This window comes from Roseovarius aquimarinus, assembly GCF_043661195.1.
Taxonomy (GTDB): domain Bacteria; phylum Pseudomonadota; class Alphaproteobacteria; order Rhodobacterales; family Rhodobacteraceae; genus Roseovarius; species Roseovarius aquimarinus.
On the sequence record NZ_JBIHMM010000001.1, the window covers coordinates 589041 to 601581 of the forward strand.

Here is a 12541-nt window from a genome sequence, read left to right on the forward strand (position 1 = left end):
ATGGCGCATGAAAGGGTCCCGGCCTGCGATGTTTCGAGAAAGGATGCAGGCAGGGCGCGGCGGATGCGCACCCTGCCCGCCCGGCGTCACTCGACGGCGAGCGCCATGTCCAGAAGCTCCTGCCCGTCGGGCACGGAGGCGATGAAGTCCTTGTAGGACGTCTCGGCGGCCACGGCACGCCAGGCCTCAAAATCGGCTTCGCTCATCTGCGCGATCTCGACGCCCGCATCCTTGAAGGCCTGCACGGAGTCGGAGTCTTCTTTCTTGGCCTCCTCGACGTAATAGGCCTCGGCCTTGGCCGCCGCGTCCGTCAGCGCCTGCTGCTGCTCGGGCGTGAGGCCCTCGAAGGTCGACTTGTTCATCAGGAGCGGCTGATACATGAACCAGAGCGCGTAGTCGCCCGGGGGCGTGTAGCAGGCGACCTGCTCGTAGATGCGGTAGCTCACGAAGGACGAGGACGAGGTGTTCGCCGCGCTCAAAACGCCCGTCTGCATTGCGTTGTAGATCTCCGAGCTCGACATCGATGCGATCGAGGCGCCGGCACCGGCCAGCATCTGCTCGAACGCCTTGCCGGCGGCGCGCGTCTGAAGGCCCGCCACATCCTCGGGCTTGGTGATGCACTTGTCCTTGCCGACGAAGCCGCCCGCGAGATAGCCGTGCACCAGCACCATCACGTCGTCCTCAGCCATCTTCTCCTCGATCGCCTCCATGAAGGGGCTGTTGCTGAGGCGCGTGGCGTGGTCGTGGTTCTTCACGAGGCCCGGCATCAGGGTGAGGTTGTAGGAAGGCTGCTGGCCGCCCGCATAGCTGAGCGGCAGGACCGCCATGTCGAGCTGTCCGCGGCTGAGCGGCTGATACTGCTCGCGCGCCTTGAAAAGCGACTCCGAGCCGAAGATCTTGATATCGAGGCCCACATCGGCGGCGGCGACCTCGTCGACGACGATCTGCGCGACCTTGTGACGGATGTCGTTGTTCGACCACTGATGCGACAGGCGCAGCTCGGTCGCCCAGGCGGTCCCGCTCAGCGCCATCAGGGCGCCGGCCGCGACGGCTGTCTTGAACATGGTTGTCATGATGTGTCCTCCCAGACTTTTTTGCTTGCCCGGCCTCCCCGCCGGAACGCGTGATCCGAACGTTAGGCGCCTCGTGTTTTCCGAGTCAATCTTTTTGTATACAAAAAATTCATCTTTGCATGCGCAAGGCCCCGCGCTATCGTTAGGCATGGAAAAGCGCCGCGCAGACCTGATCGCCGAGGAAATCGAGGAGCTCGTCTTCGACGGGACCTATCCCGACGGCACGCGCCTCGACGAAAACGCGCTGGCCGAGCGGTTCGGCGTGTCGCGCACGCCCATCCGCGAGGCGCTTCAGAAACTCGTGCAATCGGGCCTTGCCGCGCAGCTCCCGCGCCGCGGCGTCTTCGTGCGTCAGCCCGGCCCGGTCGAGCTGATCGAGATGTTCGAGGTCATGGCCGAGCTCGAAGCGGCCGCCGCGCGGCTGGCGGCGCGGCGCATCACCGACGACGCGCTGGCCGAGCTGGGCCGGGCCAACGCGCTCTGCGCCAAGGCCGTGGAGGAGAACGCCCCCGGCGCCTATTATGCCGAAAACGAGCGCTTTCATCAGATCATCTACGCCCAGAGCGGCAACGGCTTTCTGCGCGCAGAGGCCGAGAAGCTGCACCGCCGCCTGCGCCCCTTCCGGCGTCAGCAGCTGCGCCTGCGCGGGCGCCTCGCGCAATCCATGGCCGAGCACGAGAGCATCGTCGCCGCCCTGACGCGCGGCGACGGTCCGGGCGCGGCGGACGCGATGCGCGGCCATATCGCCGTGCAGGGCGAGAAATTCCACTACCTCATGTCGAGCCTGCGCCAGGCGGCCGAATAGCGCAGCCGCGATCTCGACAGACGCGCGCGCGGCGGTCATAACAAGAGCAGCAAGGGAGCCGCCGCCATGACCTCTATCCTCATTCTCAACGGGCCCAACCTGAACCTTCTGGGCACCCGCCAGCCCGAGGTCTACGGACACTCCACCCTCGCGGATATCGAAGCCATGTGCCGCGCCCATGCCGCCGCGCGCGGCGCCGAGATGCAGTTCGCGCAGAGCAACCACGAGGGCGCGCTGATCGACCAGATCCACGCCGCCAAGGGCGTGCATGCGGGCATCATTCTCAATGCCGGAGCCTATACGCATACCTCCATCGCGCTCATGGACGCGATCGCCTCGGTCGAGCTGCCGACGATCGAGCTGCATCTGTCGAACGTGCATGCGCGCGAGGATTTCCGCCATGTGAGCTACATCGCCAAGGTCGCGCTCGGCGTCATCTGCGGCTTCGGCGCGGCGGGATATCCCATGGCGATGGACGCGCTGCTCGCGCATCTCGCGCAGAAGGGCTGAGCGCAAGGCGCCTCGGAAAGGCGAAGCGCGCGTTTACGACACGCGGGTCGCGAAAGGGCGAGACTCGGGCCGGGCTTGCGGCAATCTGCCCGCATGACGGCAGCCGCTCATATCCCCGCGCCCCCGATGTCGCGCACCCTTCAGGGGATCATCTGCGTCGTCGCGGGCATGGTCCTCTTCGTCGGGCAGGACATCATGATGAAGGGCATGCTCACGCAATATCCCGTGTGGATGCTCATTTTCGTGCGCTCGATGGCGGCGCTCTGCACGCTTCTGCCGCTCGTTCTTTGGCTCGGCGCGCCGCACCGCATCTGGACGCCACTCTGGCCCTGGTATCTCGCGCGGGCGATTCTCTTCGCCTCCGGCTTCGCCTGTTTCTACGCGGCCTTTCCCTTCATGGGGCTTGCGGAGGTCATCACGCTCTTCTTCTCGGCGCCGCTGATGACGGCGACGCTCGCCGCGATCTTCCTTCAGGAGAAGATCGGCCTCCACCGCGCCGGCGCGCTTCTGGTCGGCTTCATCGGAGTTGTCATCGCGGTCGATCCGACCAGCGGCAATTTCGGCTGGATCGCGGTCCTGCCGCTCCTTTGCGCGCTCACCTATGCGGTCAGCCAGACCATCGTGCGCCGCATCGGCGAGCAGGACACGTCGCTTACCGTCGGGCTCTACACCATTTCCTTTTCGGGCGTGGTGATCGTGCCCATCGGTTTCGCCGTCAGCGCGCTTCTCGAGATCACGCCCGAGCTCGATCACCTGCGCATGTCATGGCCCCTGCCGAGCCTCGAGGGCGTCCTGATGCTGGCGGTGCTCGGCTGCGTCGGCACGGCGGCCTACACGCTCGTCTCGCGCGCCTACCAGATCGCGAATGCCAGCGTCATCGCGCCCTTCGACTACAGCTATCTGCCGCTCGCCGGGCTGTTGGCCTTCCTGCTCTGGGGCGAAGTGCCGCCGAGCTCCACCTTGATCGGCATGGTTCTGATCGTGGGCAGCGGGATGTATACCGCATGGCGCGAGCTGCGCGTGCCGCGCGAGGAGACGGAGACCATGCCCATCGCGCAAACCGTCTTCACCCCCGGCGCACCGGCCGTCATGCGCGAGGACGCGCTCGATGCCGAGGCCGTGCTGCTGGACGAGGATGGCGAGAAAATCACCTGACGCGGAGGCGAGGGTCACATAGCTGTCACGCGCGGGGTCTATGCTTCGGCAAACATCTCCAGGACGCTGCCGATGGACACCACACTCCCCCTCGCCGCTTCGCGCATCAGCTATGCCCACTCCGCCAAGACGCGGCCCGGCCAAGCCTTCATCCGCCTCATGGAAAGCACGACCGGACGCCGGGGCCTCATCCGCCGCGCCGCCGGCTACGAGCAGGACATCGCCGCGGGCCGGTGTTTCTTCGAGGTGATGGCCGACCGCTACGGGCTCAGCCTCGACGTGGTGTCGGGCAGTCTCGATGCCATTCCGCGCACCGGGCCGGTGATCTTCATCGCCAATCATCCCTACGGTATCCTCGACGGGCTGATGCTGGGCTGGATCATGGCGCGCACGCGGGGCGATTTCCGCATCATGGCGCATTCGGCCTTCAATATCGCCCCCCATCTCGGCGCCTATCTGCTGCCGATCCGCTTCGACGCCAGCAAGGAGGCGATCGAGCAGAACCTCGTGACGCGCCGCGATGCGCTGGCGCTCCTCGCGAAGGGCGGCGCGGTGGGCGTCTTTCCGGGCGGCACCGTCAGCACGGCGGCAAAGCCCTTCTCGCGGCCGATGGACCCGGCCTGGCGCAGCTTCACGGCGCGCATGATCGCCAAATCCGAGGCGCGGATCGTTCCGATCTATTTCGACGGCCACACCTCGCGCCTCTTTCAGATCGCGAGCCACCTGCATTACACGCTGCGCATGGGCCTTCTGATCCAGGAGTTCCGCAAGCGCGTGGACACGCCCGTCCGCGTCGCCATCGGCGCCCCGATCGAGCGCGCGGCGCTGGCGCCGCTGGCTTCGGACGGCAAGGCGATGATGCGCTACCTGCGCGAGCAGACCTATGCGCTGGCGCCGGGCGCGGTCCGGCCGGCGGAGATGGGCTTCGAGTTCGAGGCGTTCCACCGCGACTGACGGATTCCGCGTAAACGGGCCTCACGAAAAAGGGGCGCACCCTGCGGTGCGCCCCTTCTCATCTCCATCGGACGTGGTCCGGATCAGCTCTTGCCGACCTTGGCGACCTCGGCGGCGAAATCCTCTTTCTCCACCGCGATGCCTTCGCCCACTTCGAGACGCACATAGCCGGTCAGCGTGACGCCCGCCTCCTTGGCGGCGGCCTCGACCGTCAGGTCGGGGTTCATCACGAAAGCCTGGCCCATCAGGGTCGACTCGGCCATGAACTTCTTCATGCGGCCCTCGATCATCTTCTCGATGACCTGCTCGGGCTTGCCGCTCTCGCGGGCGATGTCCATCTGGACCTGCTTTTCCTTCTCGACGACGGCGGAATCGAGCGATGCCTCGTCGAAGGCGGCGGGGTTCGTGGCGGCGATGTGCATCGCGACCTGGCGGCCGAAGGTCTCGTCCCCTTCGAGAGCGACGAGAACGCCGATCTTGCCCATGCCGTCAGTGGCAGCGTTGTGCACGTAGGAGACCACGGTGGACCCCTCGAGCGCGGCCATCCGGCGCAGCGTCATGTTCTCGCCGATGGTGGCGATCTTGTCGGTGATGGTCGCCTCGACGGTCTTGCCGCCCAGATCGGCGGCCTTCAGCGCCTCGACATCGTCCACCTTGATCGCGGCATCGGCGATCGACGCCACCATCTTCTGGAAATCGCCGTTCTTGGCGACGAAGTCGGTTTCCGAGTTGATCTCGACGGCGACGCCGCGGCCACCCTCGACCTTGACGGCCACGAGGCCCTCGGCCGCGGTGCGGCCCGATTTCTTAGCGGCTTTCGCCAGACCCTTGGTGCGCAGCCAGTCGACGGCGGCGTCCATGTCGCCATTCGCCTCGGTCAGCGCCTTCTTCGCGTCCATCATGCCTGCGCCTGTCGAATCGCGCAGCTCTTTCACCATTGCAGCAGTGATTGCCATTGGGCTCTCCTGAATTTGTCGAAACCGCCCGGCGGGTTTGCCGCCGGGCGCTGAGTGGATTGGAAAGGCTGACGGATCAGCTGTTCTGACCGGCTTTCGCGGCCATGTCGGAGACTTCCTCGCTCGACTTGATGTCGAGGGGCGCGTCCTTGGTCTGCTTGTCGTCATGCACGGCTTCGTGGCTGATGTCGCCTGTCTCGACGCCGGTCGAGGCGGCTTCCTCGACGGGGGCGTCTTCCATCTCGCCGATATCGATGCCTGCGGCGCCCATCTGGGCGCTCATGCCGTCGAGCGCGGCGCGGCTGACGAGATCGCAATAAAGCGCGATGGCGCGGGCCGCGTCGTCGTTGCCGGGGATGATGTAGTCGATGCCGTCGGGCGAGCAGTTGGTGTCGACGACCGCGACGACGGGGATGCCCAGCTTGTTGGCTTCGGCGACGGCCAGCTGCTCTTTCTTGACGTCGATGACGAAGAGAAGGTCAGGCACGCCGCCCATTTCGCGGATACCGCCCAGCGAGGCCTGAAGTTTGGTCTGGTCACGCTCCATGCCCAGACGCTCTTTCTTGGTCAGGCCCTCGGCGCCGGCCTCGAGCAGCTCGTCGATCTCCTTCAGGCGGTGGATCGACTTCGAGACGGTCTGCCAGTTGGTGAGCGTGCCGCCCAGCCAGCGGTGATTCATGTAGTACTGGGCGCATTTCTCGGCCGCCTCGGCGATCGGGCCTGCGGCCTGACGCTTGGTGCCGACGAAGAGCACGCGGCCGTTCTTGGCCACGGTCTCGCGCACGACGTTGAGCGCGGCGTCCAGCATCGGGACGGTCTGCGTCAGGTCCATGATGTGGATGCCGTTGCGCGCGCCATAGATGAACTCGCCCATGCGGGGGTTCCAACGCTGCGTCTGGTGGCCGAAGTGAACGCCAGCTTCCAAGAGCTGACGCATGGAGAACTCGGGAAGAGCCATGCCGTATTCCTTTTCCGGTTTTCGCCTCGGCACGGGGTGAGAGGGTTTGTCCCTCAACCGGTGGACTGCCGGGGATGTCTCCCCCGGACGGCCCGCCCGTGCCTGCGGATTTCAAGTAGGCGCGCTATAGACCGCCTCGCGAGGCAGCGCAAGGGCTGCGGAACGGATCGGGGCGGATCGGCCCCTCCGCGCCGTCTTGCGCCGATGCAACGCGCACCCCACTTAATCGGCGCGGGCCCTCCTGCCCCATTGCCGCAAGGGCGCAATGCCCCTAAACCGATACGATCCTATCCAGCGAAGGCCGACACGTCCATGAATGCACCTTTCGACGATCCCTCCGGCCCGCCCCGGCGCGTGGGCCTGCTGGCGCGGCTGCGAGCTCGGTTCCTGACCGGTCTCGTCGTCGTTCTGCCCGTGGCGCTGACGATCTGGCTGATCTGGACGATGATCGGCTGGGTCGACGGGCTGGTGCTGCCGCTCATTCCTTACGACCTGAAGCCGTCGAATTACATCGGCATCGACGTGCGCGGCGTCGGCGTGATCGTCTTTCTCATCTTCACCATCCTCGTCGGGTGGATCGCCAAGGGGCTGATCGGACGCACGCTCATCCGTTTCGGCGAGAACCTCGTCGCGCGCATGCCCGTCGTCCGCTCGATCTATTCCGGGGTCAAGCAGATCTCCGAGACGATCTTCGCCCAGACCGAGCGCAGCTTCGAGACCGCCTGCCTCGTCCAGTATCCGCGCAAGGGCATCTGGGCCATCGGCTTCATCTCGACCAAGGCGAAGGGCGAGATCGCGACGCGTGCCGAAACCAGCGGCGCGCTCATGAGTGTCTTTCTGCCCACGACGCCCAACCCGACCTCGGGCTTCTTGCTGTTCGTTCCCGAGGAAGACGTGATCGAGCTCGACATGACGGTCGAGGACGCGGCCAAGCTCGTCATTTCGGCGGGGCTGGTCTATCCGAACCAGGTCGATCCCAAGGCGCTGCCGACCAAGTAGCGCTCAGCCGAACATCGCCCGCAGATCGGTGCTCGCGCGCGTGCCTACATCGTCCCAATGCGCCTCGAGAAACGCATCCGCCGCCGCGCGCCCCGCGTCCTTGAGGCGGCGCAGCAAGAACGGGTTCGGCGTCATCTTGGTCGAGACCGAAAGCTCGGCCATCAGCGCATCGTCGGCGATCATGTGCACGCGCAGGCGCTTCATCGCCCGGTCGCTGATCGTGCCCGCGTCGAGCAGCCGCTGGACGAAATCGATCGCCCGCAATTCGCGCAGGAGCGACGAGTTGAAGCTGATCTCGTTGATGCGGTTCTGAATGTCCTGCGGGCTCTTGGGCACCTCGGAGCGGAGCAGCGGATTGATGTTCACGATCACGATATCGGCGGGCAGGTCGGGCTGGAAGAGCGGGAAGAGCGCCGGATTGCCGGTGAAACCGCCATCCCAATAGGCCTCGCCGTCGATCTCCACCGCCTGAAAGAGCGTCGGCAGGCAGGCCGAGGCCAGAAGCGCGTCGGCGCCGATGTCATGCCCGTCGAAGATGCGGATCTTGCCGGTGCGCACATTGGTTGCGCAGACGTTGAGGAGCGGCGCATGATCGGCGCAGACCTTGTCATATTCGAAATTCTCGACCACGCGGCGCAGCGGATTGCTGTAGAACGGCCCGTAGGCATAGGGCGAGATCATGCGCGTCATCGTCTCGGACACCGAGGCCGGCAGGGTGTATTCGAGCGCGCTGCGCGCGGCCCCGGCCCCCGGCGCCCAGCCCATCATCCAGGACGGCATGCGCAGATCCTCGACCGCGCCCATCTGCGCCCAGAGCCAATCGAGCTGCGCGCGCGCGCCCTCGCGCCCATCCATCACATAGCCCGCCTTGAAGGCGGCCCCGTTGAGCGCGCCCGCCGAGGTCCCCGAGATGGCGCTGATCTCGAGGCTTTCCTCGTCCAGAAGCCGGTCGAGCACGCCCCATGTGAAGGCGCCATGCGCGCCGCCGCCCTGAAGGGCCAGATTGATCCGCTTGGTCGGCATGAGAGCCCTCGCTTCTACGCTCCAGCGTGATTTCGTTGGGTCACGGTTCCGCCCCGCACGCGTTGGTCCCGAACGGCGGCGGGCCTCACAGCGCCGTCCAGCCTCCATCGACGCTGATCGTGGTGCCGGTGACCTGCGCCGCCGCATCCGAGCACAGATAGAGCGCCGTGCCGCCCAGTTGCTCGACCGTCGCGAATTCCTTGGAGGGCTGGCGCTCGAGCAGGACTTTCTCGATCACCTCTTCGCGGCTCATGCCGTATTCCTTCATCGTGTCCGGGATCTGGCTTTCGACCAGCGGGGTGAGCACATAGCCCGGGCAGATCGCGTTGGCCGTGATCGGCTCCTTCGCGGTCTCGAGCGCGGTGACCTTGGTCAGACCCACGATGCCGTGCTTGGCCGCGACATAGGCGGACTTGTAGGGGCTGGCGGTCAGGCCGTGCGCAGAGGCGATGTTGACGACCCGGCCCCAACCCGCCTTGCGCATCATCGGCAGCGCGGCCGCTGTCGTATGGAAGGCAGAGCTGAGATTGATCGCGATGATCTGGTCCCATTTCTCGCTGGGAAACTCGGGAAGCGGCGCGACATGCTGGATACCGGCGTTGTTGATGAGAACATCGCAGGCGCCCGCTTTCTCGATCAGCGCGCGGCACTCGGCGCCCTTGGACATGTCGGCTTTGATGTAGCGTACCTCGGTGCCGAATTCCTCGGCCATGTCCGACGCGAGCTTGTGGTCGTCCTCCGTATCGCTGAAGGAATTGAGCACGACATGCGCGCCGGCCTTCGCCATCTCCCGCGCGATCCCGAGGCCGATGCCCGAATTGCTGCCGGTGACGATGACGGTCTTGCCCGAAATGCTCATGATGCGCTCCTCCGCTCTGTTGCAATGCAGAATATAATGCTGCATCTGCAAATGTCACAAGGCCCGTCACCATGCGCCTTTCCTGCCCGCCCCTGCGCAGGACCCACGCAACCGAATGGCCAAAAAAAACGCCAGCGCGAGGCTGGCGTTCAGTTATTGAGGCAGGTTTCATACAGGCAAGAAACCTATCGAGCAGTGCCCTCTTTATAAGCAATCTCGCGCCCGCGTCCAAGCATAAAGTTTGCAGAGCCGCCGAGCGCCCTCTAACCTCCGGTTTCGCCTCGGCCCTTGCCCATAACGCAGATAAGGAATTGTCCCCGCGATGAGATCACTTTGTTTCCCGCAGCTTAAGGGCGTTTCTTCATTCATGGCCGTTATTTTGCTGGGCCTCGGCCCCGCGGCGGCCGAGCCGGTTCACGGTATCGCGATGTATGGCGAGCCGGCCCTCCCACCCGGCTTCGAGGCCCTGCCCTACGCCAATCCGGATGCGCCCAAGGGCGGCAGCGTGACCACCGCGAATGTCGGGCGCTTCGATTCGCTCAACCCTTTCGCGCCCAAAGGAACGCCGCCCTGGCAGTTCCGGCACCTCGCCTACGAATCGCTTCTGGGCCGCTCCTGGGATGAGCCCTTCACGCTTTACGGCCTCCTGGCCGAGAGCGTCGAGACGGACGCCGCGCGCACATGGGTCGAATTCACGCTCAATCCCGATGCCGCCTTTTCGGACGGAACGCCGGTCACCACCGAGGATGTGATCTGGTCCTTCGAGACGCTCGGCACGCGCGGGCATCTGCGCTACCGCGATTTCTGGACCAAGATCGCCCGCATCGAAGAGACCGGCCCCGGCAAGGTGCGCATCGATTTCGATACGTCGGAGGGCGCGCCCGACCGTGATCTGGTGCTCCTCGCCGGGCTGCGCCCCATCCTCAAGAAAGCGCAGTGGGAGGATGCCGTCTTCGAGGATGGCGCGATCGAGGACATCCCCATCGGCACCGCGCCCTACGTGGTCGAGAGCTATGACATCGGCCGGCAGGTCATCTTGCGCCGCAATCCCGATTACTGGGGCAAGGATCTGCCCTTTCGGCGCGGCACCAACAATTTCGACGAGATCCGCATCGATTTCTACGGTGACGACGCGGTGATGAAGGAAGCCTTCAAGGCCGGCGAAATCAGCTATATCCGCGAATTCAACGCCGAGCGCTGGGAAGAGCTCGCGAGCCTGCCCGCCGTGCAGAGCGGCGAGATCAAGCGCAGTGTGATCCCGAGCGGCCAGCCCTCGGGCATCGCGGGCTTCGTGATGAACACGCGCAATCCGCCGCTCGACGACTGGCGGGTGCGCGAGGCGCTGATCCGCGCGTTCAACTTCGAATACATCAACGACACGCTGACCGGCGGGCGCCAGCCGCGCATCACCTCCTATTTCTCGGGCTCCGAGCTCGGGATGGAGCCCGGCCCCGCGCCCGAGGCCGAGCGCGCCCTGCTCGAGCCTTTCGCGGAAAGCCTTCTGCCCGGCGCGCTCGATGGCTACGCCCTGCCCGCGTCGGACGGCACGCGCCGCAACCGCAACAATATCCGCGCCGCCGCCGATCTTCTGGCCGAGGCGGGCTGGACCGTCTCGGACGGGCTCTTGCGCAAGGATGGCGAGCCGCTGACGCTGACCGTGCTCTTGCAGCAGGATGCGCTGGTGCAGCAGGCGACCGCGATGATGGACATCTACGCGCGCGCGCTCGAGCGGCTGGGGATCACTCTCGACATCCAGAGCGTCGACTCGGCGCAATACAACCTGCGCGAGGCCAATTACGATTTCGATCTGACTTTCATGCGCCGCTCCCTCTCGCTCAGCCCCGGCGCCGAGCAGTATTTCTATTGGGGCGCCGAGGGCGCGAACGAGCCGGGAAGCCGCAATCTCATGGGGATGGACAGCCCCGCCGCCGAAGCCATGATCCGCGCGATGCTGGCGGCGACCGAGCGCGAAGATTTCGTGACCGCCGTGCGTGCGCTCGACCGGGTGTTGATTTCGGGCCGCTATGTGATCCCGATTCAGCAGTATTCCGAAGGACGCATTGCCCATGACGCGCGGCTGAAGTATCCTGAAACACGGCTGCCTCTTTATGGCGACGGCGTGGGATTCCTGCCCGAAGTCTGGTGGATGGCCGAAAACGAGTGAGATGCAGGTGACGAGACCGGAGAAACTGGCAGCACCCGCATTCGGGCAAAAAGGCAAGAGCAGGTAATTCAAGATGAAGAAGATGATCGCTCTCTGGGCGCTGGCCGTTCTGGCCGGCTGCGCGACGGTCGATGGCGTGGGCCAGGACCTTTCGGGCGCGGCGCGCGGCGTTCAGAGCTGGTTCTGATCTAGACGCGCAGCGCGGGGACGCGCCCCGGCCCGCCGGCGTTGGCCGTGCGGGCCCTTTGGCGTTGCTCGCGGCGTTCCTTGCATCGCCCGGCCCCAGCGCCTACCAAGGCGGCATCCCGTCCCGGCCGTTGAAAAGGATGCGCCCATGGTCAAGCTCGACATCGTCTCCGACCCGATCTGCCCCTGGTGCTATATCGGCAAGACGCTTCTCGACCGCGCGCTGGCCGAGCGGCCAGACCATCCTTTCGTCATCGAATGGCACCCATTCCAGCTCAACCCCGACATGCCCGCGGGCGGCATGGACCGGCGCGCGTATCTCGAGGCCAAGTTCGGCGGCAAGGACGGCGCGGTGCGCGCCTATGCGCCGGTGGTCGAGCGCGCCGAGGCGGCGGGCCTCGACATCGATTTCGAGGCGATGACGCGCACGCCCAACACGCTCGACGCGCATAGGCTGATCCATTGGGCCGGCATCGAGGGCAAGCAGGAGGCCGCCGCGATGGGCCTCTTCGAGGCGTATTTCACCCAAGGGCGCGACATCGGCGATGCCGAGGTGCTGGCCGATATCGCCGACGGGATCGGCATGGATGCCGCCGTCGTCTCCAAGCTCTTGGCCTCGGACGCGGACCGCGCCGATATCGCCAAACGCGATGCGCAATTCCGCGAGATGGGCATCTCCTCGGTGCCGACTTTCATCGTCGCCGCGCAGCATGCCGTTCCGGGCGCGCAGGACAGCGCGCTCTGGCTGAGCGTGATCGACGAGATCATGGCGCAGCGCGCCGCCGAGGACGGCGCCTGAGCCTCGGCACGTTTCTGCATACCGCCGTATACTGAACGCTTTTCATCGCCGCGATGATGGGCTAGAAGCAGCGCATCATTCGCTCTTCCCAACCGAAAGG

General features: G+C 65.6%; 13 protein-coding genes. 8 read left to right on the forward strand and 5 right to left on the reverse strand.

Features of this window, described 5'->3' with window-relative positions; all coding sequences use genetic code 11:
* Nucleotides 1-86 precede the first annotated feature (86 nt).
* Nucleotides 87-1073, reverse strand: a complete 987-nt coding sequence (dctP, locus tag ACGRVM_RS02855; protein ID WP_377168896.1) for a TRAP transporter substrate-binding protein DctP — start codon at nt 1071-1073, stop codon at nt 87-89.
* 148 nt (nt 1074-1221) lie between these two features.
* On the opposite strand from dctP, the gene ACGRVM_RS02860 reads away from it, so the two are divergent.
* From ACGRVM_RS02860 to ACGRVM_RS02875, 4 genes are all read left to right on the forward strand, one after another.
* The gene (locus ACGRVM_RS02860) at nt 1222-1878 is read left to right on the forward strand and encodes a GntR family transcriptional regulator (protein WP_377168894.1); all 657 of its coding nucleotides are present in this window, start codon (nt 1222-1224) and stop codon (nt 1876-1878) included.
* A 66-nt stretch (nt 1879-1944) separates the two neighbouring features.
* Nucleotides 1945-2388 (forward strand): type II 3-dehydroquinate dehydratase, encoded by a 444-nt coding sequence (gene aroQ / locus ACGRVM_RS02865; RefSeq protein ID WP_377168892.1) that lies wholly within the window; start codon nt 1945-1947, stop codon nt 2386-2388.
* 93 nt (nt 2389-2481) lie between these two features.
* A complete protein-coding gene (locus ACGRVM_RS02870; protein WP_377168890.1) occupies nt 2482-3543 on the forward strand; it encodes a DMT family transporter in 1062 nt (353 codons plus the stop codon).
* A 72-nt stretch (nt 3544-3615) separates the two neighbouring features.
* The gene (locus ACGRVM_RS02875; RefSeq protein ID WP_377168888.1) at nt 3616-4497 is read left to right on the forward strand and encodes a lysophospholipid acyltransferase family protein; all 882 of its coding nucleotides are present in this window, start codon (nt 3616-3618) and stop codon (nt 4495-4497) included.
* A gap of 83 nt (nt 4498-4580) precedes the next feature.
* Here ACGRVM_RS02875 and tsf read toward each other — a convergent pair whose 3' ends face one another.
* Both tsf and rpsB read right to left on the reverse strand, forming a co-directional pair.
* The gene (gene tsf / locus ACGRVM_RS02880; protein WP_377168886.1) at nt 4581-5453 is read right to left on the reverse strand and encodes a translation elongation factor Ts; all 873 of its coding nucleotides are present in this window, start codon (nt 5451-5453) and stop codon (nt 4581-4583) included.
* A 76-nt stretch (nt 5454-5529) separates the two neighbouring features.
* Nucleotides 5530-6411 carry a 30S ribosomal protein S2 gene (gene rpsB, locus ACGRVM_RS02885; RefSeq protein ID WP_377168884.1) on the reverse strand — a complete coding sequence of 294 codons (882 nt, stop codon included), beginning with the start codon at nt 6409-6411 and terminating at the stop codon, nt 5530-5532.
* A gap of 312 nt (nt 6412-6723) precedes the next feature.
* Here rpsB and ACGRVM_RS02890 point away from each other — a divergent pair, with 312 nt between their 5' ends.
* The gene (locus ACGRVM_RS02890) at nt 6724-7410 is read left to right on the forward strand and encodes a DUF502 domain-containing protein (protein WP_377168882.1); all 687 of its coding nucleotides are present in this window, start codon (nt 6724-6726) and stop codon (nt 7408-7410) included.
* Nucleotides 7411-7413: 3 nt separating this feature from the next.
* Here ACGRVM_RS02890 and ACGRVM_RS02895 read toward each other — a convergent pair whose 3' ends face one another.
* Together ACGRVM_RS02895 and ACGRVM_RS02900 are read right to left on the reverse strand one after the other, a co-directional pair.
* Nucleotides 7414-8433, reverse strand: a complete 1020-nt coding sequence (locus ACGRVM_RS02895; RefSeq protein WP_377168880.1) for a patatin-like phospholipase family protein — start codon at nt 8431-8433, stop codon at nt 7414-7416.
* Between the two features lie 85 nt (nt 8434-8518).
* Complete coding sequence (locus tag ACGRVM_RS02900) at nt 8519-9292, reverse strand: 3-hydroxybutyrate dehydrogenase (RefSeq protein WP_377168877.1); 774 nt, start codon at nt 9290-9292, stop codon at nt 8519-8521.
* 367 nt (nt 9293-9659) lie between these two features.
* Here ACGRVM_RS02900 and ACGRVM_RS02905 point away from each other — a divergent pair, with 367 nt between their 5' ends.
* The 3 genes from ACGRVM_RS02905 (at nt 9660) to ACGRVM_RS02915 (ending at nt 12441) form a co-directional block, all read left to right on the forward strand.
* The gene (locus ACGRVM_RS02905) at nt 9660-11456 is read left to right on the forward strand and encodes an extracellular solute-binding protein (RefSeq protein WP_377168875.1); all 1797 of its coding nucleotides are present in this window, start codon (nt 9660-9662) and stop codon (nt 11454-11456) included.
* A 73-nt stretch (nt 11457-11529) separates the two neighbouring features.
* Nucleotides 11530-11643, forward strand: a complete 114-nt coding sequence (locus tag ACGRVM_RS02910) for an entericidin EcnA/B family protein (RefSeq protein WP_076533195.1) — start codon at nt 11530-11532, stop codon at nt 11641-11643.
* Nucleotides 11644-11790: 147 nt separating this feature from the next.
* Entirely contained in the window at nt 11791-12441 is a 651-nt protein-coding gene (locus ACGRVM_RS02915) for a DsbA family oxidoreductase (RefSeq protein WP_377168873.1), read from the forward strand.
* The last annotated feature ends 100 nt before the right edge of the window (nt 12442-12541 follow it).